The sequence below is a fragment of the Streptomyces varsoviensis genome, from assembly GCF_000718635.1.
Lineage (GTDB): Bacteria > Actinomycetota > Actinomycetes > Streptomycetales > Streptomycetaceae > Streptomyces > Streptomyces varsoviensis.
Window position 1 is genome coordinate 102,426 of record NZ_JOBF01000018.1, and the last position, 25,753, is coordinate 128,178.

General features: G+C 73.0%; 22 protein-coding genes and 1 pseudogene. 13 read left to right on the plus strand and 10 right to left on the minus strand.

Annotated elements, in window-relative coordinates:
• The first annotated feature begins 162 nt into the window (after positions 1-162).
• Positions 163-369, plus strand: coding sequence for a hypothetical protein (locus tag IF55_RS24860; protein WP_048832410.1), 207 nt, complete (start codon positions 163-165; stop codon positions 367-369).
• 569 nt (positions 370-938) lie between these two features.
• Positions 939-1,490 carry a SixA phosphatase family protein gene (locus IF55_RS24865; protein WP_048832411.1) on the plus strand — a complete coding sequence of 184 codons (552 nt, stop codon included), beginning with the start codon at positions 939-941 and terminating at the stop codon, positions 1,488-1,490.
• Between the two features lie 137 nt (positions 1,491-1,627).
• Here the strand turns inward: IF55_RS24865 and serB are convergent, their stop codons facing one another.
• Both serB and IF55_RS24875 read right to left on the minus strand, forming a co-directional pair.
• The gene (gene serB, locus IF55_RS24870; RefSeq protein WP_030889189.1) at positions 1,628-2,884 is read right to left on the minus strand and encodes a phosphoserine phosphatase SerB; all 1,257 of its coding nucleotides are present in this window, start codon (positions 2,882-2,884) and stop codon (positions 1,628-1,630) included.
• 2,363 nt (positions 2,885-5,247) lie between these two features.
• Positions 5,248-6,966 carry a streptophobe family protein gene (locus IF55_RS24875; protein WP_211270034.1) on the minus strand — a complete coding sequence of 573 codons (1,719 nt, stop codon included), beginning with the start codon at positions 6,964-6,966 and terminating at the stop codon, positions 5,248-5,250.
• 301 nt (positions 6,967-7,267) lie between these two features.
• On the opposite strand from IF55_RS24875, the gene IF55_RS24880 reads away from it, so the two are divergent.
• Positions 7,268-9,979 (plus strand): ABC transporter ATP-binding protein/permease, encoded by a 2,712-nt coding sequence (locus IF55_RS24880; RefSeq protein WP_425428526.1) that lies wholly within the window; start codon positions 7,268-7,270, stop codon positions 9,977-9,979.
• A 366-nt stretch (positions 9,980-10,345) separates the two neighbouring features.
• Here IF55_RS24880 and IF55_RS24885 read toward each other — a convergent pair whose 3' ends face one another.
• From IF55_RS24885 to IF55_RS24900, 4 genes and pseudogenes are all read right to left on the minus strand, one after another.
• The gene (locus IF55_RS24885) at positions 10,346-11,089 is read right to left on the minus strand and encodes a transglycosylase SLT domain-containing protein (protein WP_030892943.1); all 744 of its coding nucleotides are present in this window, start codon (positions 11,087-11,089) and stop codon (positions 10,346-10,348) included.
• 316 nt (positions 11,090-11,405) lie between these two features.
• Positions 11,406-12,107, minus strand: coding sequence for a nitroreductase family protein (locus tag IF55_RS24890; RefSeq protein WP_030892945.1), 702 nt, complete (start codon positions 12,105-12,107; stop codon positions 11,406-11,408).
• A 32-nt stretch (positions 12,108-12,139) separates the two neighbouring features.
• The gene (locus IF55_RS24895) at positions 12,140-13,270 is read right to left on the minus strand and encodes an S-adenosylmethionine:tRNA ribosyltransferase-isomerase (RefSeq protein ID WP_245661394.1); all 1,131 of its coding nucleotides are present in this window, start codon (positions 13,268-13,270) and stop codon (positions 12,140-12,142) included.
• A gap of 389 nt (positions 13,271-13,659) precedes the next feature.
• Positions 13,660-14,409, minus strand: a pseudogene (locus IF55_RS24900) (SDR family oxidoreductase); the annotation flags it as partial.
• 246 nt (positions 14,410-14,655) lie between these two features.
• On the opposite strand from IF55_RS24900, the gene IF55_RS24905 reads away from it, so the two are divergent.
• The 4 genes from IF55_RS24905 to IF55_RS24920 all read left to right on the plus strand — a co-directional run bounded on the left by IF55_RS24905 (position 14,656) and on the right by IF55_RS24920 (position 17,372).
• A complete protein-coding gene (locus IF55_RS24905) occupies positions 14,656-15,813 on the plus strand; it encodes a GAF domain-containing sensor histidine kinase (RefSeq protein ID WP_030892951.1) in 1,158 nt (385 codons plus the stop codon).
• Positions 15,806-16,486, plus strand: coding sequence for a response regulator (locus tag IF55_RS24910; protein ID WP_048832412.1), 681 nt, complete (start codon positions 15,806-15,808; stop codon positions 16,484-16,486). The genes IF55_RS24905 and IF55_RS24910 overlap by 8 nt, the downstream gene beginning before the upstream one ends.
• A 190-nt stretch (positions 16,487-16,676) precedes the next feature.
• Positions 16,677-16,922: a chaplin gene (locus IF55_RS24915; RefSeq protein WP_030892956.1), complete on the plus strand. Its 246-nt coding sequence runs from the start codon at positions 16,677-16,679 to the stop codon at positions 16,920-16,922.
• Positions 16,923-17,117: 195 nt separating this feature from the next.
• Positions 17,118-17,372, plus strand: a complete 255-nt coding sequence (locus IF55_RS24920) for a chaplin (protein ID WP_030892959.1) — start codon at positions 17,118-17,120, stop codon at positions 17,370-17,372.
• A 446-nt stretch (positions 17,373-17,818) separates the two neighbouring features.
• Here IF55_RS24920 and IF55_RS24925 read toward each other — a convergent pair whose 3' ends face one another.
• The gene (locus IF55_RS24925) at positions 17,819-18,637 is read right to left on the minus strand and encodes a hypothetical protein (RefSeq protein WP_030892961.1); all 819 of its coding nucleotides are present in this window, start codon (positions 18,635-18,637) and stop codon (positions 17,819-17,821) included.
• A gap of 110 nt (positions 18,638-18,747) precedes the next feature.
• On the opposite strand from IF55_RS24925, the gene IF55_RS24930 reads away from it, so the two are divergent.
• The 3 genes from IF55_RS24930 to IF55_RS24940 all read left to right on the plus strand — a co-directional run bounded on the left by IF55_RS24930 (position 18,748) and on the right by IF55_RS24940 (position 21,086).
• Entirely contained in the window at positions 18,748-19,539 is a 792-nt protein-coding gene (locus IF55_RS24930; protein ID WP_030892964.1) for an ABC transporter ATP-binding protein, read from the plus strand.
• Between the two features lie 85 nt (positions 19,540-19,624).
• Positions 19,625-20,047, plus strand: coding sequence for an NfeD family protein (locus tag IF55_RS24935; RefSeq protein ID WP_037967523.1), 423 nt, complete (start codon positions 19,625-19,627; stop codon positions 20,045-20,047).
• A gap of 85 nt (positions 20,048-20,132) precedes the next feature.
• Entirely contained in the window at positions 20,133-21,086 is a 954-nt protein-coding gene (locus tag IF55_RS24940) for an SPFH domain-containing protein (RefSeq protein ID WP_030892970.1), read from the plus strand.
• A 111-nt stretch (positions 21,087-21,197) separates the two neighbouring features.
• On the opposite strand, the gene IF55_RS24945 is transcribed toward IF55_RS24940, so the two are convergent.
• Both IF55_RS24945 and IF55_RS24950 read right to left on the minus strand, forming a co-directional pair.
• Positions 21,198-21,701 (minus strand): HNH endonuclease, encoded by a 504-nt coding sequence (locus IF55_RS24945; protein ID WP_030892971.1) that lies wholly within the window; start codon positions 21,699-21,701, stop codon positions 21,198-21,200.
• Between the two features lie 439 nt (positions 21,702-22,140).
• Positions 22,141-22,680 (minus strand): YbhB/YbcL family Raf kinase inhibitor-like protein, encoded by a 540-nt coding sequence (locus IF55_RS24950; protein ID WP_030892973.1) that lies wholly within the window; start codon positions 22,678-22,680, stop codon positions 22,141-22,143.
• 86 nt (positions 22,681-22,766) lie between these two features.
• Between IF55_RS24950 and IF55_RS40765 the strand changes: the two genes are divergently transcribed.
• Positions 22,767-23,243 (plus strand): guanyl-specific ribonuclease, encoded by a 477-nt coding sequence (locus tag IF55_RS40765; protein ID WP_030892976.1) that lies wholly within the window; start codon positions 22,767-22,769, stop codon positions 23,241-23,243.
• Entirely contained in the window at positions 23,240-23,671 is a 432-nt protein-coding gene (locus tag IF55_RS24960) for a barstar family protein (RefSeq protein WP_030892978.1), read from the plus strand. The genes IF55_RS40765 and IF55_RS24960 overlap by 4 nt, the downstream gene beginning before the upstream one ends.
• A 104-nt stretch (positions 23,672-23,775) precedes the next feature.
• Here IF55_RS24960 and IF55_RS24965 read toward each other — a convergent pair whose 3' ends face one another.
• Positions 23,776-24,558 carry a sporulation protein gene (locus IF55_RS24965; RefSeq protein ID WP_030892980.1) on the minus strand — a complete coding sequence of 261 codons (783 nt, stop codon included), beginning with the start codon at positions 24,556-24,558 and terminating at the stop codon, positions 23,776-23,778.
• 181 nt (positions 24,559-24,739) lie between these two features.
• On the opposite strand from IF55_RS24965, the gene IF55_RS24970 reads away from it, so the two are divergent.
• Positions 24,740-25,390 carry a DNA-3-methyladenine glycosylase gene (locus IF55_RS24970; RefSeq protein WP_030892983.1) on the plus strand — a complete coding sequence of 217 codons (651 nt, stop codon included), beginning with the start codon at positions 24,740-24,742 and terminating at the stop codon, positions 25,388-25,390.
• Positions 25,391-25,753 lie beyond the last annotated feature (363 nt).

Sequence of the window (25,753 nt, forward strand, 5' to 3'; positions counted from 1 at the left end):
CCCCGCCGGCCCCGGTGGTGGGGCTAGCTCTACCACCCCTAGGGGTGCTGGGTCAGGGGGAAGTGGGTGGGTCGCCGGATGGGACGGACGACCCGCGCTCCCTAGGTTTGATGTACACCGCGAACCGGCGGTGCCCGCTCGAACCGCTCGGAGGCGATCCCCGTGTCCGCCGACACGCACCTGCAGGTCCCCGCTCCCCGTACCGCGCAGACGCGGCTGCCCTGGTGGGCCCTGGTGCTCCCCGCGGTGGCCTTCGTCGCACTGTTCGCCCTGAAGGTCTCGCCGGCCGCCGCAGACTCGGTCAACGCCGACGCGGCCGCCCACGCGCTGGAATGGCTCCGGCACATCTTCGGCGGCGTGCTGTCCTGACGGGCGGTGGCTGACCTGACGCGGTGGCTTCCCGAGGGGCGGCGGCGGGTACGGGCCCTGTCGGCCTACGCGGGCCGCGCCGGGCGGTGGGTGGCCCGCCCGCATCGACGGGTAGCTCGCCCGGATCGGCTGGCGCGCGGCCGGGGGACCGCTCACCGGCCGATGAGCGTCCCGCTCACGCCAGGGGCAGCGGGCCCGTCCGCAGGCGCACACTCCGTACCGTACGGCCCGCGGGGGAGAGGAGCCGTCCGCGGTGACCGGGGCCATACGGTCCGCCATCCCGAGATCGCGGCGCCCGGCCGCCGGGCCCGAGGCCGTACGGATGGCGCCTCCGAGGTGGCTGCGTCCGCGCGGCCCGGGCCCGTACGGCCCGCCACCCCGAAATGGCCCGGCCGCAGGCCCGCGGGTGCCGGCCGGGTGCCCCCGAGGCCGCCGTCCGGATGCCCCGAGGTGGCCGTTCGGTCGGCTCGCGCACTGGCGTGTACAGGCTCCGGCGGGCCGGTCCGCCATGGTGAACGAGGCTTTCAACACCCCGCGCCGCACGGACGGTTTCATGCGAAGCTGGACGTATGAGCGCCGCCGCATCTTCCCGGGGTACGACCCCCCAAGCCACGGAATCCCGCAGGATCGTCATTCTCCGACACGCCAAGGCCGACTGGCCCGACGTGGACGACCACGAACGTCCGCTCGCGGAGCGCGGCCGCAAGGACGCGCCGATCGCCGGACGCCGCCTCGCCGACGCGGGCATCGTCCCCGACCTGGCCCTGTGCTCGACCGCGGCCCGTACCCGCGAGACCTGGAAGCTCGCGGTCCACGAGCTGCCGCAGCGCCCGAAGACCGTTTACGAGGACCGGCTGTACGAGGCCAGCCTCGGCGAACTGATCGCCGTACTCAACGAGACCCCCGACGACGTGCGCGACCTGCTGCTCGTCGGCCACAACCCCGGCATGCACGCCCTGGCCGACGCCCTCGCGGGCGAGGCGGAGGGCGACCTGCTGCCGCGAATGAACCGTTCCGGCTTTCCGACCGCCTCCATCGCCGTGATCACCTTCGAAGGTTCCTGGAAGGGCGTCGAGCACGGCGTCGGCCGCCTCGTCCAATTCTGGGCCCCGCACGAGTAGCCGCCCGCGCCGGCTGGTCAGCGCGTCGAGCCCCGGAGCCGTGACGGCTCCGGGGCTCTGGTCCGTAATCCGTGATCCGTAATCCGTGGTCCGTGATCCGTGGCCCGCAGTCCGTACGAGGAGAGGCGGGGCCGAGCCTATTCGTGGGTGTCGGCCGCCTCGACCTCTTCGCGGGTGATGCCCAGCAGATACAGGACCGTGTCCAGGAAGGGCACGTTCACGGCGGTGTGCGCGGCCTGCCGCACCACCGGCTTCGCGTTGAACGCGACGCCGAGGCCGGCCGCGTTGAGCATGTCCAGATCGTTCGCGCCGTCACCGACCGCCACGGTCTGATCGAGCGGCACCTTCGCCTCGGCGGCGAACCGGCGCAGCAGCCGCGCCTTGCCCGCCCGGTCCACGATCTCCCCGGTGACGCGGCCGGTCAGCTTCCCGTCCACCACCTCAAGGGTGTTGGCGGAGGCGAAGTCCAGCCCCAGCCGCTCCTGGAGGTCGTCGGTGACCTGCGTGAAGCCGCCGGAGACGACCCCGACCTGGTAGCCGAGCCGCTTGAGGGTGCGGATGAGCGTACGGGCCCCGGGCGTCAGCCGGACCTCCGAGCGCACCTTGTCGATCACGGACTCGTCCAGTCCGGCCAGCAGCGCGACGCGCGCGTGCAGCGACTGCGCGAAGTCCAGTTCGCCGCGCATCGCCTGGGCGGTCACCTCGGCGACCTCGGCCTCGCAGCCCGCGTGCGCCGCGAACAACTCGATGACCTCGTCCTGGATGAGGGTCGAATCCACGTCCATCACCACGAGCCGCTGGGCCCGCCGCTGGAGTCCGGACGCCACGACGGCCACGTCCACGCCGAGCCGCGCCGCCTCGGTGGCGAGCGCGGTGCGCAGTACGGGCGTGTCGGCGCCGGAGACCGCGAACTCCACGGCCGTGACGGGGTACTTGGCGAGCCGGAAGATACGGTCGATGTTGCCGCCGGTGCCGGTGATACGGGCGGCGATGGCCGCCGTCGACTCGGCGGTCAGCGGATGCCCGAGCACGGTGACATGCGAACGGCCCGTGCCGCGCGGCCGGTTGTCGCCCCGGCCCGAGATGATCTCCGCTTGCAGTTGCAGCGACTCGGCCCAACTGTGCACGGTCGCCCGCAGTTCGCCCTCGGTGGCGCCGCCGCCGTTGCCGGCGGGGGCGGTGATCAGTGCGCAGAGCACGATCCGGCCTCGGGTGACGACCTGCTCGATGTCTATGACATCCACCGACCAGGCGGCGAGCGTGTCGAAAAGCCCGGCCGTGATACCGGGCCGGTCCTTGCCGAAGATCTTGACGAGAAGGGTGGGGGCGTCGTCCCGGACGAGACCGGAGACGGCGGGGACGCCGGAGACAGGCGGAGTCTGCGATGCGCTCATGGTGCTCATACGGTATCGGGCGACGCCCCGAAACCGTACATGTGTCCCGCGTGCTGGACCCCAGCCCCTGCGCGGGCGGCGTTCCCCGGCACGTGCTCGCACCACCACCGCCGCGCCGGCCCGCCGCTCCGGGCTACCGCCCGGCCATAGCCGTTCTACGGCGGTGCCGGTGCCGGTGCCGGGGCCCGTGCGGGCGCCCGTACGCGGCTGCTCCGGCGCTCGCCGCTGGGACTGCGACGCCGAGATGCGGCTGGTGCGCACCGCGCCCGGCCAGGCAATGCGAGCCCGACGGCCCCCTGCGTACGGGCGTGCCACCCCGCTCGTCGCTGGATGGCCCTGTGGGCGCTCCCTCCCAGCGCGAGGTGGGCCCCGGCCGCTCGCCCGCCGGGCGGCGTTTCTCGGCACATGGACGCACCCCCTGCCGCTCCGGGCTGCCGCCCGGCCATAGCTGTTCTACGGCGGTGCCGGTGCCGGTGCCGGGGCCCGTGCGGGCGCCCGTACGCGGCTGCGCCGGCGCTCGCCGCTGGGACTGCGACGCCGAGATGCGGCTGGTGCGCACCGCGCCCGGCCAGGCAATGCGAGCCCGACGGCCACCTGCGTACGGGCGTGCCACCACGCTCGCCGCTGAATGGCCCGGTGGGCGCTCGCTCCCAGCGCGAGGTGGGCCCCGGGCGCTCGCCCGTCGGGCGACGCTTCTCGGCACGTGGACGCACCACCCCGCCGTGCCGGCCCGCCGCTCCGGGCTACCGCCCGGAAAGCCCGTTCTACGGCCGCACCGGCGCCGGTGCGGCGGGGGACCGTCGGCCTCCGCTGGAGCGGCCGCGACCGGTACGGGCCGAGCCCCGGTGCCCGCCGTCGCCCCCGCGGCAGCGATCCGAGGCCGCTGCACACCGGCCCGCCGCACCGACGCGCCCCGGCGAACCCCTGCGTACGGCCATGCCACCCCACTCGCTCGGCGACGAACGGCCCGGGGGCGCTCCCTCCCAGCCGCGAGGCGGCCCCCGGGCGCTTGCCCGCCGGGCGGCAGGCCCTGCGCGGGCGGCGTTTTCCGGCACGTGGTCGCACCACTGCCGTGCAGGCCCGCCGCTCCGGGCTGCCGCCCGGAAAGCCCTGTTCTACGCCCGCCCCGGCCGCCAGCACCGGGGCCCGAGTGGGCGCCCGTAGGCGGCTGCTCCGGCGCTCGCCGCCGGTACCGCAGCGGCGAGACGCGGCTGATGCGCACTGCGCCCGCGCAGGCGATGCGGGCCCGACGGCCACCTGCGTACGGGCGTGCCACCACGCTCGCCGCTGAATGGCCCGGTGGGCGCTCGCTCCCAGGGCGAGGTGGGCTCCGGGCGCTTGCCTGCCGGGCGGCAGCCCCTGCGCGGGCGGCGTTTCTCGGCACGTGGACGCACTCCCCTGCCGCTCCGGGCTACCGCCCGGAAAGCCCTGTTCTACGGCCGCACCGGCGCCGGTGCCGCGACGGCCCGCGCCCCGGCGCCCGCTGCCGCCACCGCAGCCGCTGCGCCCCCCGGCAGACCTCTGCGTACGGGCATGCCCCCCACTCGTTCGGCAACGAGCGGCCCGCTGGACGCTCCCTGCCCAGCCGCAGGCGGCCCCCCGGGCGCTTGCCCGCTGGGCGATGCAGGGGCCGGTAAGACCCTCTCGCGTGAGCGGTGGTTCCTGCGGTGGGCGTCCTCTCCCGCCCCGGGGGCCGGCTTGTTCGCCTGCCGGGCGGCGTGGCAGTCCGGGTGGGCCGCATGGCGGGCGCTCGTTCCAGCCCGCCCGGTGGCGCAGTGGCCCGGTCGAGACCGTCTCGCGAGCGGTGGCGCACCTGGTGAGCACCCCTTCCCACCACGGGCCCGGGTGTTCACCCGCCGCGCGGCGGAGCGGCCGGGCCGGGACCGCGTCGCGCCGGGCGACCCACCCGGCGGGGCCCACCCACCGCGGGGTCCGGCTGTCCGCCCGGCGGGCGCCGCCTCTCAGCGGGCGGTCTACCCCGCGGGCCCTCGCCCAGCCCGAGCTATGCCTCCGGTCCTGGCTCCTTCCAGCCCGGGGTGGGCCCCGGTCCGCACCCCCGCTCTCAGTCCGAGGCGGGCCTCCGGTCCGTACCCCTTTCGCGGCCCGAGGCGGGCCTCCGATCCCCCCTCTCCCCGCCCGGGGTGGGCCACCGGCCCTCGCACCTCCCTGCCCGCCGCGACCCGCTCCTCGTCCCCCAGCCCGAGGTGGGCCCCCGGCCTCGCCTTTCCCGCCCCGAGGCGGCCCCGCTCCTCGTCCTCCCCGTCCGCGGCGACCCCCGCTCCTCGTCCCCCGCCCGAGGTGGGCCCCAGCCCGAGGTGGCCCCAGCCCCCAGCCCCAGCCCAACCACCCCCTCAGTCCCGCCGTCACCCAGAATCCTCCGGGCGGTCCCGCGCCGGAGGCGATGGCGGGGGTGACGGCGGTGGGGGAGGTGGGGCTGGTGGGGAGTGGTGGCGTGGGGGTGGTTTGGGGGCGGCGGTTCGGGTGGGGGTGGAGTAGGGGTCGTCGGGGGCGGGGCGGAGGTAGGGGTTGGTCTCGTCGTGGGGGCGGTAGGTGGGGGAGGGGTTGTACGGGCCCGGCCCGTACGCCAGGTCCGGGTAGGTGCGCGAGCGGTCGAGGCCCGGTCCGCCCAAACCGTCGCCGCCGCGCCCCCGCGCGTACGGGGAGGCCCGCCGCCCCGCGGCCCCCGTCGCGCACGCCAGCAACCCGCCGACGACCCCCGCCGCGGCCCCCCACGCCGCCCCCAGCAGCAGCGCCGCCACGGCGTGCCCGTGCAGGTCGAGCCCCGCCCCGAACGCGTCGAAGCCCAGCACCGACAGGCTCGCGTCCGCCTTCACCCGCGTCAGCCACACCAGCAGCGGCAGCGTGAGCGCCGTCACCGCGCCCAGCCACGCCGCCAGCCGCCCCGCGAAGGCGAGCGGCCGCCGCCCGTCCCACGGCGTACGGGCCGCCGCGAGCACCCCCGTGGCCAGCATCGTCAACACGCACGCGACGACCAGCAGCCACACCCGCCCGTCCAGCTCCGCCAGCCGCCCCACCGTCACCGACTCGTCCGACTCCGAGCCCAGCAACTTGTCGAGCGGGTCCGGCAGCAGCCGGGCCAGCGCGCCGCTCGCACTGCCGTGCCACGGCACGAAGAGCCCGAGCGGCAGGCCGAGCCACACCCCGTTCGGCGCCGCGAGCACGGCCGAGCCGAGCACCCGGCGCGGATGGTCGTCGCCGATCGCCGCGTACGCGGCCGCCGCGAGCCCCGCGCAGACCGAGAGGACCAGCGCCGCGCGCAGCGCCGACGCCGCCGGCCGTACGGTCCGGTGCAGCACGTCCCAGCCGCGCGGCAGCGGCGTGGAACGGGAGGCGAGCAGCGCGATCAGCAGGACCGCGAGGACCCACAGCGCGCCCCCGAGCAGCGAGGCCCCCGTCCGTACGCTGAAGCCGACGGCGGCCTTCGCGTTCGCCAGGTCGGCCAGCCCGTTCGCCAGCCCGCCGCCGAGGTCTCCGAGGTCGCCGAGGCCCGGAATCTCGATGCCGGTGCGCCCGCCGCCGATCTTGTCGAGGCCCAGTTCCGAACCGTCGATGGTGATCGTGTCGGAACCGGCCCAGGCGAGCACGCCGACCAGCACCAGGAAGAGCGCGGTCACGGTCGCCGCCCGCGCCGCCAGCTCCCTGCCCCGGATCGTCGCGCCGGCGGCCCGCAGCGACCGCAGGAAGATCCAGCCGAGGACGAGCGCGCCCACCAGGCTCACGCCCAGTGGCGCGATATCGATGGCGGTACGCGCCTGCGCGCCCTCCAGACCGAAGGCCTTCAGGTCGCCGGAGGGGGTGACGGACCCGCCGACGGCGAGCACCACGGCTGCCGCCGTCATCGGCCCCAACCGCCCCGTGCCGTCCGCCCCGAGCAGCTTCAGGCCGAGCGCCGCGACCGCCCCCATCGCGAGGAAAGCCCAGCTCACCGCCGCTATGGAGGTCAGGAGAATGTCCGCGCCGCGCCTCGTCCGCCTGCTGCCGCGGCCGGGGCCGGCCCGGCCGGCGTCACTCCTGCCCCCGCGCCTGCCGACGCCGCCGCCCACGCCCCCGCTGCTGGTCATCACGGCCCCCCGATCCACACCAGTTGCCCGGATACACGCGATACGTACGTATCCGGGGGCGGTTACCACTCTCCGGGCGCCTTCCGGTCGCGTCAACGGGCCCCGTAACCATCCCTCGCCGGCGGCCCGGCCACCGGCCCACCGGCCTCGGCCGCGTTACCCGCTTCCCTTACCGAGTCCCTTGTTACCGGCCCCCTGATCAATCCCGATTTTCAGACGACGGACTGTCCCTGAAATAGTTCCTCCCGATGTTCGCCATCCCTAGACTCCCTGTCGCGGGGGGTAATTCGGGGGACAAGTAGTGGGGCATGGAGTGCGGGAACTCGTACTGGAATTGAACGGACAGACCTGGACACTCGATCCATCCAGGTCATATACCCTCGGGCGAGATCCGCAGGGGGACATGGCGCTGGAGGACGCCCGGGTCTCATGGCGGCACGCCACCGTCCGCTGGGACGGCCGCAGTTGGGTCATCGAGGACCACGGCAGCACCAACGGCACGTACGTACAGGGACAACGCGTCCAGCGGATGGAGATCGGCCCCGGCTCGACCGTCCACCTCGGCAACGCCACCGACGGCCCGCGGTTGATCCTCTCCGGCACCCCCGCCGCGGCTCCGGACGCGGCGCAGTCGGCCCAGCCGGCCCAGGCAGCCCAGCCGGCGAATGCCGCGCCGCCGCAGGTCGCGCAGGGAGTGCAGGGAGCGCAGGGAGCACAAGGGTTCCAAGGCGTACGGGACCCGGCACCGCAGCCCCAACAGCCGGGCCCCGGCTGGGCCCAGCGCCCCGCGCCGCACCAGCAGTCCGTACCGCCGCAGCAACAGCCCATCCCGCCGCACCAGCAGCCCGTACAACCGCAAGCCGCCGGCTGGCCGCAGGCACAGCAACCGTCGCACCAGTCGCACCAGTCGCCCCAGGCGTACCAACAGCCGCCGCACCAGGCGTACGTCCCCCCGCGGCAGCCGCCGCCGGGCGCGGACGGCGGGCGCCCGGTCCCGCCGGTCCACGGCGACCGCAGCCCCACCACCTTCCACCAGTTGGCGCTGGGCCGCGTGATGCGCATCGGCCGTGCGCTGGAGAATGAACTGGTCGTTTCCGACCTTCAGGTCTCCCGTTATCACGCCGAATTCAAAGCCACCCCGGACGGCCGCTTCGAAATCGTCGACCTCGGCAGCCACAACGGCACCTATGTCAATGGACAGCCGGTCCGGCACCAGATCATCGGGCCGAACGACATCGTCGGAGTCGGCCACTCCACTTTCCGCCTGGTCGGTGACCGGCTGGAGGAATTCGTCGACACCGGCGAGGTCTCCTTCTCGGCCCGCCACCTCACCGTCACGGTTGCCGAGAACAAGACCATCCTCAAGGACGTCTCCTTCGGAGTCCCGGAGAAGTCGCTGATCGCCGTCATCGGCCCCTCCGGCTCCGGCAAGTCGACGCTGCTGCGCGCGCTCACCGGCTACCGCCCGGCCGACCAGGGCGAGGTCCTGTACGACAACCGGAACCTCTACAAGCAGTTCGCCGAGCTGCGTCAGCGCATCGGCCTGGTCCCGCAGGACGACATCCTGCACAAGGAGCTGAGCGTCCGAAAAGCGCTGCGGTACGCGGCCAAGCTCCGCTTCCCCGGCGACACCGCCGAGAACGAGCGCGAGGCCCGCATCGGCGAGGTGCTGCGCGAGCTCAAGCTCGACATCCACGCGGAGAAAAAGGTCCACTCCCTCTCCGGCGGCCAGCGCAAGCGCGTCTCGGTCGCCCTGGAACTGCTCACCAAGCCGTCGCTGATCTTCTTGGACGAGCCGACCTCCGGCCTCGACCCGGGCATGGACCGCGACGTCATGCAGTTGCTGCGCGGCCTCGCCGACGACGGCCGCACCGTGCTGGTCGTCACCCACTCCGTCGCCGAGCTCGCTCTCTGTGACAAGCTCCTGGTGATGGCCCCGGGCGGCTCGGTCGCCTACTTCGGCCCGCCCGACGAGGCGCTGAACTTCTTCGGCTACGGCACCTGGGCCGATGTCTTCTCCGCCTTCGAGAACTACCGCGACTACGACTGGTCCGGCCGCTGGCGCGGCTCGCAGCACTACCAGATGTACGCCGCCGACCTGGACGCCGCCGCCCCCCAGCAGGCGTACGCGCACTACGCGCAGCCGCCCGCCCGGGTGCCGAAGCCGCAGAGCTGGGGCTCGCAGCTCTGGACGCTGATGCGCCGCTACACCTCGGTCATCGCCTCCGACCGCGGCTTCATGGGGCTGATGCTGATCCTGCCCGCCGTGCTCGGCGGGGTGAGCTGCGTGATCCCCTCCGACTTCGGGCTCGGCGCGCCCACGAAGGGCCACTTCAACCAGGACGCGGGGACCATCCTGCTGATCCTCGCGGTCGGCATGTGCTTCTCGGGCGCCGCCAACTCCGTCCGCGAACTGATCAAGGAACGGGTGATCTACGAACGGGAACGGGCCGTCGGCCTGTCCCGCTCCGCCTATCTGATGTCCAAGGTGATCGTCCTCGGTGTGATCACCGCCGTCCAGGGCGGCATCCTCTGCGCGATCGGCTTCTCGATCCGCGAGCTGCCGAAGGAGGGCGTCGTCCTCGCCAGCCTCCCCGCCGTCGAGCTGTGCCTGGTGATCATCGCCCTCGGCTTCACCTCGATGATGATCGGCCTCGTCATCTCCTCCCTGGTCAAGACCGCCGAGAAGACCATGCCGCTGCTGGTGATGTTCGCGATCGTCCAGGTCGTCTTCACCGGCATCATGTTCAAGATCTACGACTCGCCCGGCGTCGAGCAGATCGCCTGGCTGATGCCGTCCCGCTGGGCCGTCGGCGCCGCGGGCGCGACCCTCGACCTGGCGCACATCATGTCCCCGATGGACAAGGACGACCCGACCAACCTCGACCCGCTGTGGGAGCACTCCGCGGCCGTCTGGGGCCTCGACGTCGCCGTCCTCCTTGCCCTCGGCGTCATCTGCGGCCTCGCGGTCGCCCGGCTGCTGCGCCGCCACGAGCCGGAGGTCATGCGCTAGCGACGGGGCCGGGCCGGCGCCCGTACCGACGGGGCCGGGCGGCTGCCCGTACCGACCGGCCCAGCCGGGCCGGCGCCCGTACGCCCCTACGCCCGTACGGCCATCAAAGCGCGCCCGCGCCCGTACGCACCGCCTACAGACCGCCTACGGGCGTACGAGCGCCGTACGAGCCCGCACCCGGCCCGTACGGGTCCGCGCCCCCGCACCCGCCCGTACGAGCCCACACCGCCCGTACGAGCCCACACGCCCGCCCCCGCCCGCACACGCCCGTACACCCGCACACACACGCAAAAGGGCGGCCGCACCCCGTCGTGGGGTGCGGCCGCCCTTCGGCGTTCATGGCCGCGGCCTGATGCCGGAACCGGCTCAGTAGGCCGAGTTCACGTTGTCCATCGAGCCGTACCGGTCCGCCGCGTACTTGCAGGCGGCGGTGATGTTGGCGACCGGGTCGTAGATGTCCCAGGACGTGCCGGCGACGTGGTACTGCTTGAACGTCGGGTCGATGACCTGGAGCAGACCCTTGGACGGGATGCCGGCGACGGCGTTCGAGTCCCAGTTGTTGATGGCCTGCGGGTTACCGGTCGACTCGCGCATGATGTTGCGCTTGATGCCCTCGTAGCTGCCGGGTATGCCCTGCGAGTGCAGGATGTCCAGCGACTGGCGGATCCAGCCTTCGAGGTTGTCGCCGTAGTGCCGCGGCGCGGGGGCCTTGGGGGCGGGAGCGGCGGCGCGCTTCTCCGAGCGGTTCGCCGGCGCCTTGCCGGAGCGCTCCTTGTCCGCCTTCGCCTTGGCGGCGCCGGCGGTCTTCTTGGCGTCGGCCTCGGCCTTCTGCTTGGCCTCGGCGGCCTTCGTGTGGGCCTCGGTCTTCGCCTGGGCGGCGAAGGAACCGGACTGCTTGGTCAGGGCCTCCTGCTGGGCCTTGGTGCCGAACGTGGTGGAGTCCTGGGCGACGGGCTTGACCGCGATCGACTGCGTGTCGCCGTTGGCCTCGGCCGAACCGGGCACAGCCGCGAAGGTCACGGCGGCGACACCGGCGGCAGCGATGCCGGCGACGGAGAACTTGTGGACCTTGGAGAGACGGCTGTAGCCAGGAATGGTGGGGACGGGCATGCGGGGGTGACCTCTTCCAATCGCTTGAGTCGCAGTGGCCGGATCGGCGCGGGGAACGCCGTTTCTCGATCGACGGCGCCCTGCGACTCGGCAATTGTTAGCGGCCGCAAAAAGCGGTGGCAAAGGTGTGACGTACTACCCGACTTCGTGGAAGAAGGGGGTGTTCGGGTCGGCGCGAACGCGGCGCATACCCGTTCGCGACCCCGTTATGCATCCACTACTCCGGCTCGTAAGTGATCTGCGCCCTATGCGCGGGCTCACACCGGGCGGCCCCTCGTCTCACCCGGTGTGCGCGCGTCACTGCGGAGGGTGTGCCTCAGAGCTCCACCATCACCTGGTCCAACGACTTGCGGACCAGGTCCGGCACCTCGCAGTCGGCCGCCGGGTAGCCGACCGGGATCACCGCGAACGCCTTCTCGTTGACCGGGCGGCCCAGCACCTCGCCGAGGAAGCGCATCGGGCTCGGCGTGTGCACCAGCGCCGCCAGCCCCGACAGGTGCAGCGCGGAGAGCAGCATCCCGACCGCGATGCCGACCGACTCGTCCACGTAATAGTGCTTGCGCTTGGCGCCGTCCGGCCCCAGCCAGTACCGCTGCTGGAACACCACGATCAGCGCCGGAGCGTCCGTGAGGTGCGGTTTCACCTCGTCCGTGCCCAGTGGCCGGAGCGCCGCCAGCCACTCCTCGCCGAGCCGCCCCGCGTAGGAGCGGTGCTCTTCCTCCTCCGCCGCCCGCCGGATGCGGCGCCGCACCTCGGCGTCCTTGACCAGGACGAAGGTCCAGGGCTGCTGGTGCGCGCCGGACGGCGCGGTGGCCGCGCAGGCGATGGCGTCCTTCACCACCTGCTCCGGCACCGCGTCGGTGGAGAACTGCCGTACGGTCCGCCGCTCGTCCATCCGCGCCCGCAGCTCGGCGGCGCGGGCCAGGGACTCGGCGGCGGGCATCCGGGCCGGCCGGTAGGGCACCGTCCGATAGGGGTCGCCGTGCGTCGGGGTCCAATTCCTCGTCGGTGTAGGCATGACCCAGAGTCTGATCCCCGAAAGGCTGATCATCAATGGGGCAGTATCAGGTGGACATCCCCGAACTCATGCCATAGATAGCCCTGTTCGATAGCTTCCGTATAGCTACTGCAAAGCAATTCCTCACCCGCCAGCGCCGCCAGCATCAGCAGATGCGACGCCTCCGGTTCATGCAGCCCGGTCAACAGCCCGTCCACCACCCGCACTCCGCGTTCCGGCGTCACGACGAGATCCGTCCACCCCGCCGCCGCCCGCACCGCGCCGCCACCCGGCTCCGCCGTCCGCCCGCCGCCGCCCCGCGCCGGGTCGGCGGCCGTCTCCAGCGCCCGTACGGCCGTCGTGCCCACCGCCACGATCCGGCCGCCGCCCGCCCGCGCCGCGTTCACCAGCCACGCCGTCGACGGCGGCACCGCGAACCGCTCCGGGTACGGCGGCTCGTGCGTCTCGCCCGACGCCACGCCCGTATGCAGCGACACCGGAGCGATCTGCACGCCACGGCTCACCAGCCGCGCCACCAGGCGCTCGGTGAACGGCCGGGCCGCGCTCGGCATCTCCGCGGAGCCGTGCCCCTCGGCGTCGGGCACCGCGAAGACGCTCTGATACGCGGAGAGCGGCTGATCCCGCTCCGTATAGCCGTACCGGATCGGCCGGCCGTGTCGGTGCAGCACCGCCGCCACATCCGCCTCGACGGCGGCGCCCGCGGCGGGCCGCGCCCACCACAGCCGGTCGCCCGCCGGATCCACCGGCCCCTCCAGTACGAGCCGCAGCCCGCCCGGCAGCGCCACCACCGCCCACGTCAGATCGCCCGTACGCCGCCACGTCGTGCCGCGGCCGTCCGGCCGGCGCACCTCCACCGACCAGCGGCCGTCGTCCGCGCGGGTCGAGAAGTGCACCACCACGGGCTCCGCGCCGAGCCGGCCGTCCACGGCGGCGGGCAGCGTCCGCGAGGTGTTCACCACCAGCACGTCCCCGGCCCGCAGCAGCTCGGGCAGGTCACGGAAGGCGTGGTGCGACACCCCGTCCCGGCCGCTCACCAGCAGCCGTACGCCGTCCCGGTCCAGCCCGCCCCCGCGCGCCTCGACCGGCACCCGCGCCGACAGCTCCTCCGGCACGCGCAGCACGTCCCGCGGATTCATGCCGCGCAGCGCCTCGCCCGCCCTCATCGCCGCACCCCGCGCTCGCCGCCGCGCCCGGTGGCGCTGCTTCCGCCCGGTTCACCGCTGTGCTCAGGCCGGTACGCGCCGTGTCCGCCGCCGTGCTCAGGCCGGTACGCGCCGTGCCCGCCGCCGTGCTCAGGTCCGTACCCCGCTGTTTCGGCTCGCGTCGCGCCCTCGGCCTCAGCCTCGGCCGGCCTCCCTCCGGCCCCGGCGTGTACGCCCCCGTCTCCGGCCTGCCCGTCTCCGGCCTGCCCGTTCCCGGCGCCCCCGGTCCCGTACGCCGGCGAAGCCGCGCTCAACGGCCCCGAAGCCGCGCTCAACGGCCCCGAAGCCGCGCTCAACGGCCCCGAAGCCGTGTTCAGGGGCCCTGAAGCCGCTCCGTACGGTCCCGAAGCCGCGGCGAGCAGTTCCGAAGCCGTGTAGCGCCCGCTCGGCGGACGCTCGTCCAGAAGCCGCAGAAAGGCCGGTGCCACGTCCTCCGGCAGCGCCCGGCCCGCCAGGTCCTCGCCGGGCTCGGCCGCCGCGTACAGGTCGGTGCGCATGTCACCGGGGTCGACCCACCAGACGCGCAGCCCTTCCTCCTCCACCGCCAGTACGGCCGACAATTGCTCCAGGGCCGCCTTCGACGCCCCGTAGCCGCCCCACGTCCCGTACGCCTCGACGGCCGCGTCCGAGCTGACGTCGACGACCGCACCGCCCGGCGCGGCCCGCAGCAGCGGCAGCGCCTGCTGCACCAGCCCGAGCGGGGCCACGACATTGGTCTCCAGGGCGGCCCGCAGCCCGTCCAGCGGCTGCGACTCCAGCGGGACCAGCGGCTCGGCGCCCAGGGCGCTCGCGTTGTTCACCAGGAGGTCGAGGCCGCCGAGGCCGCGCGCGGCGGCCACCAGATCGGCCCGGTGCCGCGCGTCGGTGACGTCCCCGGGCAGCGCCACCACCCGCCCGCCGGCCGTCCCCCTTCCCGCTCCCCTTTCTCCGCTCCCTCCCCTTTTCCCTCCCCTTTCTTCTGTCTCCAGCGCCGCGGCCGCCTCCCGCAACGGCCCCGCCGACCTCGCGTCCAGCACCAGATCCCAGCCGCGCCCGGCCAGCGCCGCCGCCAGCGCGCGGCCCAGCCCCTTCGACGCCCCCGTGATGATCGCCACCGGCATGGAGCCCATCCCCCTTCTCGGCTTCTCCGCCTTCTCCGTACGTCTCTGCTCCGTACGTCGTCTTCTTCGCCGTACGTCGCCTGCTTCGCCGTACGTTCCGGAGCCACCGTAGGAACGCGCCGTCCCCGCTCGCCTCGGCTGCCGGACGCAGCGCGGGAAGGCACTTCGGCCTAGGCCATGTGGGGTAGGCGTCGGGCCTTCCCAGGCCCGATACGCCTGTCAGGGGCCGCCGGTACGGTGACCCCCATGAGCAACGGAAACGGCCAGGGGCCGCCCACGGGCCTGGCCGCGGTGAGCACCGCCCTGCTGGCCATGAGCAGACACCTGGAGGTCCGCGACGTCCTCAAGACGATCGTGGCCTCCGCCCGCGAACTGCTCGACGCCGAGTACGCTGCGCTCGGCGTCCCGGACGACCACGGCGGCTTCGCCCAGTTCGTCGTCGACGGCGTGAGCGACGAGGAGTGGAAGGCCATCGGCCCGCTGCCCCGCCAGCACGGCATCCTCGCCGCGATGCTCCACGAGGCCACCCCGCAGCGCCTCGCCGACGTCCGCAAGGACCCCCGCTTCGGCGGCTGGCCCGCCGCGCACCCCGACATGTCCGACTTCATCGGCATGCCGGTGGCCGACGGCGACGAGGTCCTCGGCGCGCTCTTCCTCGCCAACAAGCGGTGCCCCAAGCCGGCCGGCGGCTGCGGCTTCACCGCGCAGGACGAGGAACTGCTGCGCACCCTCGCCCAGCACGCCGCCATCGCGCTGACCAACGCCCGCCTCTACGAGCGCAGCCGCGAGCTGACCATCGCGGGGGAGCGGGCCCGTCTCGCCCACGAGCTGCACGACGCCGTCGCCCAGAAACTCTTCTCGCTCCGCCTGACCGCCCAGGCCGCCACCGCCCTCGTCGACCGCGACCCGGCCCGCGCCAAGGGCGAGCTGCAGCAGGTCGCCGCGCTGGCCGCCGAGGCCGCCGACGAGCTGCGCGCCGCCGTCGTGGAGCTGCGCCCCGCGGCCCTCGACGAGGACGGCCTGATCGCGACCCTGCGCACCCAGGTCCAGGTCCTCGACCGGGCCCACACCGCCAGCGTGACCTTCGACTCCCAGGGCGTACGGGCGCTGCCCGCCGCCCAGGAGGAGGCGCTGCTGCGGGTCGCGCAGGAAGCCCTGCACAACGCCCTGCGGCACTCCGGCGCCGAGCGGGTGACCGTCACGCTCGCCCGCCGCGGCCAGGGCGCGCTGCTGCGCGTCTGCGACGACGGCCGCGGCTTCGACCCGCTCGCGGTCCGGCGGGCCGGCCGCCATCTCGGCCTGGTGTCGATGCGGGACCGGGCGAGCGGGGCAGGCGGCAGGATGAGGGTGAAGTCGGGGCCCGGCGAGGGCACCGCGATCGAGATGGAGGTGCCCGGTGGCTGAGCACACCGACGGTCCCAGGACGGCCACGGGCGGCGGGCGGACGATCCGGGTGCTGCTCGTCGACGACCACCAGGTCGTACGGCGCGGACTGCGCACCTTCCTGGAGGTCCAGGACGACATAGAGGTGGTCGGCGAGGCCGCCGACGGCGACGAGGGCGTCGCCCGCACCGAGGAGCTGCGGCCCGACGTCGTGCTCATGGACGTGAAGATGCCCGGCACCGACGGCATCGAGGCGCTCCGCAAGCTCCGCGGCCTCGACAACCCGGCCCGGGTCCTGATCGTCACCAGCTTCACCGAGCAGCGCACCGTGGTCCCCGCCCTGCGCGCGGGCGCCGCGGGCTACGTCTACAAGGACGTCGATCCGGACGCGCTGGCCGGCGCCATCAGGTCCGTACACGCCGGACACGTACTGCTCCAGCCCGAGGTCGCCGGGGCGCTGCTGTCCCAGGACGAGCCGGCCGGCGGGCACGGGCGCGGCACGACGCTGACCGAGCGCGAGCGCGAGGTGCTGGGGCTGATCGCCGACGGCCGGTCCAACCGCGAGATCGCCCGCGCCCTCGTCCTCTCCGAGAAGACCGTCAAGACGCACGTTTCCAACATCCTCATGAAGCTCGACCTCGCGGACCGCACCCAGGCCGCGCTGTGGGCGGTACGGCACGGCATCGGCGCGTAAGAGTCCTGCGCGGGCGGCCCACCCCCGGCCCGCACCCTGCCCGCAGGGTTCGAACCCGCTGTCGGGGCACCGGGACAACTTCATACGGTCGTGTGAATGTCGGTCCGGCTGCGCAACCCGAATGGCCCAGCGCAGTTCTCCATGGCGTGCCGCGGCGATTGGCCGCGGCCACGCGAGGAGGATCTGAGAAGTGAAGAACATGAAGAAGCTCGCCGCCATCACGATCGCCGCCGGCGGCCTGGCCGTCGCCGGTGCCGGCGTGGCCTCCGCCCACGGCGGTGCGACCGCCGGCGGTGCCGTCAAGAACTCGCCGGGAGTCGTGTCCGGCAACGCCGTCCAGGTGCCGGTGCACGTGCCCGTGAACGCCTGCGGCAACTCGGTCAGTGTGGTCGGCCTGCTCAACCCGGTCTTCGGCAACACCTGCCTGAACCGCTAGCCGAACCACCGCGGCCCAGCCGCACCCACCGGCCCCCGGACCTCGTCCGGGGGCCGGACCCGTTCGCAGGGCCGAACGTTGATCCGATCGTGGGCAACCCGCACGCGACCCGTGTCATCCGCCCGGCGAGCGCGTTTGCCAGCGTGCGATCCCGCGGCTGGGGTCGTCGAACATCCAGCAGGAGGAACTCTCTTCATGAACACTGCCAAGAAGGCGGCCCTGGTCCTCGCCACCGCGGGCATGGCCGCGGGCGCCACCGCCGGTGCCGCGTTCGCCAACGACTACGGGAGCGGCGCCAAGGCTCACGGCGCCGCCGTCGGTTCCCCTGGCGTGCTCTCCGGCAACCTGCTCCAGGTGCCGGTGCACGTCCCGGTGAACCTCTGCGGCAACTCGATCAACATCATCGGGCTGCTCAACCCGACTTTCGGCAACACCTGCGTCAACCGCTGACCCACGGCGCACCGATAGGCCCCGCGGACCACCCCGGCCCGCGGGGCCTTCCCGCGCCAAGGCCCGCTCCCGCGGCCCTCCGTCCCCTCTTCGCTTCCCCGCTTTCCCGCCGCAGACCACTCGCGGGCCCGTAGGGGCCTTCCCGCCTCGCCGGCCCGCTCCCGCTTCGCCGGCCCGCGGGACTCGCCATCTCCGAGAGAGGGCCGCTCCCGCCCGCAGGAGGTTGCGGCGCCCCAGTGCGCTCGCCGGCCCACGAGGCTCGCCACATCCGAGAGGGCCGCTCCCGTCCGCAGGACGCTGCGGCGCCCAGTGCGCTCGCCGGTCCACGAGGCTCGCCACATCCGAGACGGCCGCTCCCGCCCGCGGGCGCGGCGCCCCCCAGACCGCTCGCGGGCCCGCCGGACTCGCCGCGACCGAGACGCGCGCTCACTGCCCGAGGGCATTCCTCAGCTCCGGTCCCGCTCCCGTTCCTCCACGAGCGCGTTGTACGCGGCGACCTGAGCCCTGCGGGCCGTACGCTCCACCGGTCGCAGCGCCTCGGCGCGCGCGCCTATCTCCGACGCGCTCACCGCCCCGCCGTGCTCACGGCCGTCGCCGCCGGCCCCGTGCGCGATGGCGATCAGCGCGCCGACCCGCTGCGCCAGCTCCAGCACCCGGGCCGCGCGGGCCGGATAGCCCGGGGCCAGCACCTCGCGGCCGCGCTCCGCCCGCGCGCGGTACGCCTCCAGGGCCGCCTGGGCGACCGGGCCGGACCCGGCCACGTCCAGCCGGGACAGCACCTCGGTCGCCTCCCGCAGCGCCTCGGCCAGCTCCCGCTCCGCCTCGCCGAGCGACGGCACGTCGGCGGGCGGCGCCTCGCGGACGGGCAGGCAGTCCCACACCACCTCCACATGCCGGTCCGCGGCCGGCACGTCCGCCGCTGGGCCCGCCTCCCGCACCCGCGGTACGAGCCCGAGCGCCGCCCCCGTGACCAGCACCGCCTCCTCGGCCTCCAGCGCCCGCGCGTTGAACTCGGGGGGCCCGCTGAGCCCCAGCGGATGGCCGGGGACCGGCAGCGCGACGCGCAGCCCCCGCGCCCCGAGCGCGCGCAGCCGCCCGAGCGCGAGGGTGAGGCCGACCGGCCCGGACTCGCCGGGCAGCCCGGCGACACGGTGCGCCGCATCGTCCCCCGTGATGTGATCCGCGGCGTCATCGGGTGAGACAAGTCCGGCAATGAGGGCGTTTCCCCACGCGGCGAGCCGTCCTGAGCGAGGTTCATCGAGCATGGGCCCCAGCCTAAGGACTGGCACTGACACCCGGTGGCGTAGGTTTTATACGGGGACAGCGCCTACCGGCGCCCGCGACGATCGAGACTGCAATGGGAGACAACGCGCTCATGAGCGATGTGCTGGAGCTGGTGGACGTATCAGTGGTCCGCGAGGGCCGGGCTCTGGTGGACCAGGTCTCCTGGTCGGTCAAGGAGGGGGAGCGCTGGGTGATCCTCGGCCCCAACGGTGCCGGCAAGACCACCCTCCTCAATGTCGCCTCCAGCTACCTCTTCCCGACGAGCGGTACCACGACGATCCTCGGCGAGCGGCTCGGCAAGGTCGACGTCTTCGAGCTGCGCCCGCGCATCGGCATGGCGGGCATCGCCCTCGCCGACAAGCTGCCGCGCAGCCAGACCGTTCTGCAGACCGTGCTCACCGCCGCCTACGGCATGACCGCCGGCTGGCAGGAGCACTACGAGGACATCGACGAGCAGCGCGCCCGCGCCTTCCTCGACGTGCTCGGCATGACCGAGTACACCGAGCGGAAGTTCGGCACCCTCTCCGAGGGCGAGCGCAAGCGCACCCTGATCGCCCGCGCGATGATGACCGACCCGGAGCTGCTGCTCCTCGACGAGCCCGCCGCCGGCCTCGACCTCGGCGGCCGCGAGGACCTCGTACGCCGCCTCGGCCGGCTCGCCCGCGACCCGCTCGCCCCCTCCATGATCATGGTGACGCACCACGTCGAGGAGATCGCGCCCGGCTTCACCCATGTTCTGATGATCCGTCAGGGCAAGGTGCTCGCCGCCGGCCCCGTCGAACTCGAACTCACCTCCCGCAACCTCTCCCACTGCTTCGGCCTCCCCCTGGTCGTCACCCGTAACGGGGACCGCTGGGCCGCCCAGGGCCTGCCGCTGACCTGATTCGGCGTCACCCGCCCCGCCTCCGTCACCCCCGCCGCCCACAGCCGGTCTGTCCCGACCGGGCCCACGCCCCTACGATGAACGCGTGGACTCATGGGTGTGGTGGCTCGTAGCCGCGGCGGGGCTGGGGATTCCCCTGGTCGTGACCGCGATGCCGGAATTCGGGATGCTCGCGGTCGGCGCCGTCGCCGCCGCGGTGACCTCGGCCCTCGGCGGCGGCACCGTGATGCAGTTCGTGGTGTTCGCCGTCGTCTCGGTCGCCCTGATCGCCGTCGTACGGCCGATCGCCGCCCGACACCGCGCGCAGCGGCCGGAGTTGGCGAGCGGCGTCGAGGCGCTCAAGGGCCGCCAGGCCGTCGTCCTCGAACGGGTTGACAGCGGCAGCGGCCGCATCAAGCTCGCCGGCGAGATCTGGTCGGCGCGCTCCCTCGACGCCGGCCAGAGCTACGAGGTGGGAGCACAGGTGGACGTCGTCGAGATCGACGGCGCCACCGCCATCGTCATGTGACCTCAACCCCTGCACGGCAGGGGGGAGTTCTGACAGAATCGATCTTCAGACAACCGGATCTGCAACCGAAGGCGCGGGGAGCACGTTGGAACCGATCATCATCGTCCTGATCATTCTGGTGGTGCTCGTCTTCATTGCGCTGATGAAGACGGTGCAGGTCATCCCACAGGCGAGCGCCGCCATCGTGGAGCGCTTCGGCCGGTACACCCGCACCCTCAACGCCGGGCTGAACATCGTCGTCCCGTTCATCGACTCGATCCGCAACCGCATCGACCTCCGCGAACAGGTCGTGCCGTTCCCCCCGCAGCCGGTGATCACCCAGGACAACCTGGTCGTCAACATCGACACCGTCATCTACTACCAGGTGACCGACGCCCGCGCCGCGACCTACGAGGTCTCCAGCTTCATCCAGGCCATCGAGCAGCTCACCGTCACCACCCTCCGCAACATCATCGGCGGCATGGACCTGGAGCGGACCCTCACCTCCCGCGAGGAGATCAACGCGGCCCTGCGCGGCGTCCTCGACGAGGCCACGGGCAAGTGGGGCATCCGCGTCAACCGCGTCGAGCTGAAGGCCATCGAGCCGCCGACCTCCATCCAGGACTCGATGGAGAAGCAGATGCGCGCCGACCGGGACAAGCGCGCCGCGATCCTCCAGGCCGAGGGCACCCGGCAGTCCGCGATCCTCACCGCCGAGGGCGAGAAGCAGTCCGCGATCCTGCGCGCCGAAGGTGAGGCCAAGGCCGCCGCCCTGCGCGCGGAAGGCGAGGCCCAGGCGATCCGTACGGTCTTCGAGTCCATCCACGCCGGCGACCCGGACCAGAAGCTGCTCTCCTACCAGTACCTCCAGATGCTCCCGAAGATCGCCGAAGGCGACGCCAACAAGCTCTGGATCGTCCCCAGCGAGATCGGCGACGCCCTCAAGGGACTCAGCGGCGCCGTCGGCAACATGGGTCTCCTCGGCGGCAATTCCGGTGGCGGCGGCGACGCGCCCGCCGGCCTCACCAAGCCGCGCCGCGAACAGCCCCCGCTCGACTGACCACACGCCCGCGCCCCGGCAGCCGTCCGGTCGCCCCGCCCCACGGCGGCGGCGACCGGACGTCGCGTTTTCTACGAGTGCTTCCGTACGAGCGCCTGTGCAGGAGCACCCTTACGCGGGCGCCGGCAGCCACTCCGGCAGCGCGGACCGCTCCTGTACGCCCAGCGCCAGCACCAGCGCGTCCGACGGCGTCGGCTCGAACGGCCGGCTCAGCAGCCGCATCCCCGCCTGCTCCGGAGTCCGGTCCGCCTTGCGGTGATTGTCCTCCGCGCACGCGGCGACCGTATTGAGCCAGGTGTCACCGCCGCCCCGGGAGCGCGGCAGCACGTGGTCCACGGTCGTCGCCCGCCGCCCGCAGTACGCGCACCGGTGCCGGTCCCGCACCAGCACCCCCCGCCGCGACCACGGCGCCCGTCTTCGAAACGGCACCCGTACGTACCGACTGAGCCTGATCACCCGCGGCACGGGCAGCTCCACCGCCGCCGCACGCACCCGCAGCCCGGGATGGGCCTGCTCCACGACCGCCTTGTCCTGCAGCACGAGCACCACCGCGCGCCGCAGCGACACCGTCGCCAGCGGCTCGAAGCTCGCATTGAGCACCAGCGTCTCGCGCATACCGTCCACCTCCCGGCCAACCCCCGCCCCAGTGGCGGGAACGGCACCACTGTGCCGGGCGACAGACCACGCGGACAACGCAATATCCGCAGACCAGAAGGCATACGAAAAGTGAACGGGCGAAGGGCGGGCGGACAGGAAAACGCTCCGGGACCCTTCCCCCGTGAAACCAGGGACCCGGAGCGTTTGGCAGCAGGCGCGGACATCCGGCACGGAGCCGCATTCCGGCAGACGGCCGACGCGCCCGAAGACCCGCCCACCGCCCCCGCCGCTGCGGTACCCGCTGCCCGACGACAGGTGGAGACGCGAGACATCTTCAGCCGGACATCTTCAGCCGTCGGTCACGTACCACTCTGCGATCCCGGACGGCGGGGCGCAACGCATTTTCCGACCGCGCGGCGAACGGACGAAACACCGCCCGCCGCCGCCCGTACCGATCTCAGCCGGCCGCCGGAACCTCGTACTCGCCGATCAGTTCGGCCCGGCCCACCGTGTGGAACCGCAGATTGAAACCCACCACGGCCGGCGACGCGTCCGCGTCCGGACCGAGCTTCTCCTGGTCCACGGCGTACACCGTGAACACATAGCGGTGCGGCCCGTCCCCGGGCGGCGGCGCGGCCCCGCCGAAGTCCCGCGTCCCGAAGTCGTTGCGCACGTGCACCGCGCCCGCGGGCAGCCCCTTCATGTCGCCCGACCCGGCCCCCGCCGGCAGCTCGGTCACGGACGCCGGGATGTCGAAGACCGACCAGTGCCAGAAACCGCTGCCGGTCGGCGCGTCCGGGTCGAAACACGTCACGGCGAAGCTCTTCGTACCCGCCGGGAACCCCTCCCAGCGCAGATGCGGCGAGGTGTTCCCCCGGTCGAAGACCTGGCCGTCCGGGAGCACCGCGCCCGGCGTCACGTCGTCGCTCACCACCGTGAACGACGCCACCGGCGGATGGAAAGCGTGGGGCAACGGCCGTCGCTGCTGCTCTGACACGTCAAGACCTCCTATACGCGCTGTACGAATCGCTGGAGCCGCCAGCCTAGCGACGGTCCCCGAAGCGCTGCTGGCACCATACGGAGGTGCTCCAACGCCTCTTTCACCACCACGTACGCGCACTGACCGCCGCACTGGCCGCACTGCTCCTGCTTCTGCTGCCCGCCTGTTCGTCGGACAAGCAGAAGGATTCCGCGGCCTCCTCAGCCTCTTCCTCCGCGCCCTCGTCCTCGGCTCACCACCCGGGCTCCACCGGCGGCGGGGCCCCGGACTGGGCCAAGGGCATGAAGACCGTCCGTACGGACCGGCTGCCCGAGGAGGCCCGCAAGACCCTCCAACTCATCGACAAGGGCGGCCCGTTCCCGTACCCGAAGGACGGCACCGTCTTCGGCAACTACGAGAAGCGGCTGCCGAAGCAGCAGCGCGGCTACTACCACGAGTACACCGTCCCCACCCCGGGCGCCCGCACCCGCGGCGCCCAGCGCATCATCACGGGTGACCACCAAGAGCGCTACTACACCGCCGACCACTACAAGACCTTCGCGGCGGTGGTGCGGCCATGACCGGACTGCTGCCCGCCGCCGGCATCCCCGGCCTGCTCGACGGCACCGTCGCACCCGGCGTCTACCACTGGCACCCGCCGGTCTCCGTCCCCCGCACCGCCCGGCACGCCGCCGAAGCCGGCTGGCGACCCGCCGTACTGAACCTCCACGGCGCCACGGACAAGGCATCCTTCCTCGCCCGCTGCGCCACCGACCTGGAGCTCCCCGACTGGTTCGGCCACAACTGGGACGCGCTCGCCGACTGCCTCACCGACCTCTCCTGGTGGGGCGAGACCCGCGGCTACCTCCTGCTCGTCGAGGGCTGGGGCGCCTTCCGCACCGCTGCGCCCGAGGCCGCCGGCATCGCCGCGGACATCTTCGCCGACTCGGTCCACCACTGGGCCGGCGGCACGACACCGATGGCCGTGCTGCTGGCCGCGGACTCCTGAGGCCCCACAGCACCAAGGGGGCGCGCCGCCCGTATCCGTACGAGCGGCGAGCCCCCTTGGTGCGAACGCCGGTGGGTGCGCCAGACGGCTGTGCGCCGACGGCGTCAGAACCAGTTGCGCCGCCCGCCGACCTCGGCCAGCCACCGGTTGAGGTACTCGGCCCAGTCGGTCTCCTGGAACGTCGCGTGCTCGACGGTGAACGAGCGGTAGGAGTCGCTGCCCTCCGTGAAGAGCCCCGGCTTCTTGTCCATCTCCAGCACCACGTCCATCGCCCGGTCGTCCGCGAGGAACGTCAGCTCGACCTGGTTGATCCCCCGGTACTGCGGCGGCGCGTGGAACTCGATCTCCTGGTAGAACGGCAGCGTCTGCCGCGTCCCCCGGATGTGCCCCTGCTCCAGATCCGCGCTCCGGAAGGCGAAGCCGAGAGCGCCGAACCCGTCGAGGATCGCCTGCTGAGCCGGGAGCGGATGCACATTCACCGGATCGAGATCGCTCGAATCCACCGCACGGGCGATCTGCAACTCGGTCGCGACCCCGACGTCCATCCCCGTCAGATGCCGCCCCAGGAACATCGTGACGGGCGTCTCCCACGGAATCTCCAGCCCGAACGGCACCGAGTGCACGGCCTCCGCCCGCACCTCGAACGCCCCGCCCAGCCGGACCCGGCTGAACTCGACGTCCCGCTTGTACTCGCTGTCCCCGCTCTCCACCTCTACCCGCGCCTGGAGCCCGACGGACAGCCCCTCGATTCGCTGCGCGACCGTGCCGCCCTGGATTCGGACCTCTCCCTGGACGACCCCGCCGGGCACCACGTTCTCCTCGAACAGCACCGTCTCGACCGAGGCCCCGCCGGCCCCCAAGCTCGCCAGCAGCTTCTTGAAGCCCATGTGTCGTTCCTCCCCGGCCGGCCACGCCCGTGGCCCGCGCAGTGTCGTCTCGTCCCGTCGTCCCCGTTGGACCGTACGAACGCGAAACGGCCCCTGGCGGTTCCGCGCGCCCACACCCTGGCCGAGCCCCGCCCCGCTCGGCCAGTCGGCAATTTCGCCCGTTCCAGTAGCCTTGATCCGCATGATTGACGCACCCGAGCGAGCCCCGCTCACCCGAGACTTCTTCGACCGCCCCGTGCTGGAGGTCGCGCCGGACCTGCTCGGCCGCACGCTCGTCCGCACGACACCGGACGGCCCGATCGAACTCCGCCTTACAGAGGTCGAGGCATACGCGGGCGAGGCCGACCCCGGATCGCACGCCTATCGCGGCCGCACCGCGCGCAACGCCTCGATGTTCGGCCCGCCCGGACACGCGTACGTCTACTTCATCTACGGCATGTGGTTCAGCCTCAACCTGGTGTGCGGCCCCGAGCACACCGCGAGCGGAGTCCTGCTCCGCGCCGGCGAGGTGATGACCGGAGCGGAACTGGCCTATACGCGCCGCCCCAAGGCGCGCAAGGACAGCGAGCTGACCCAGGGCCCCGCCCGCCTCGCCACCGCCCTCAACATCGACCGAAGCCTCAACGGCACCGACATCTGCGCAGGTCCCGACGGTCCGCTGGCCGTTCTGACGGGCACTCCGGCCCACCCGGCACTGATCCGCAACGGCCCCCGTACGGGCGTCAGCGGCGAGGGCGGCGTCCACCCCTGGCGCTACTGGATCGACGGAGACCCGACGGTCAGCCCGTACCGCGCGCACACCCCGCGCCGCCGCCGCGCGACCGCCGCTTGACTCCGGGCCCGAGGCCGCCTAACGTGGCCCGAGCCGCTTGAGACGGACAGCGCTGTGCGCGCGGACCGCAGGGCGGCACAACCACTACTACGAGGACCTCCCCAAACCGGGGCTCTATTCGGCTGTGCCGAAAAGCGCTTCGATCGGCTCGATTATGAGTCGCCGGGGGAATCCGCTAAAGTAGTGACCACGCCGAAAGGCGCGGAACAAACCCCCCCGACGGGGATCGGAAATGAAATCCGAGCCGGAAACGGAACGGAAAACGGATCTGATAGAGTCGGAAACGCAAGACCGAAGGGAAGCGCCCGGAGCGGCCGGTGAAACGGCCACAAAGGAAGCGTCCGTTCCTTGAGAACTCAACAG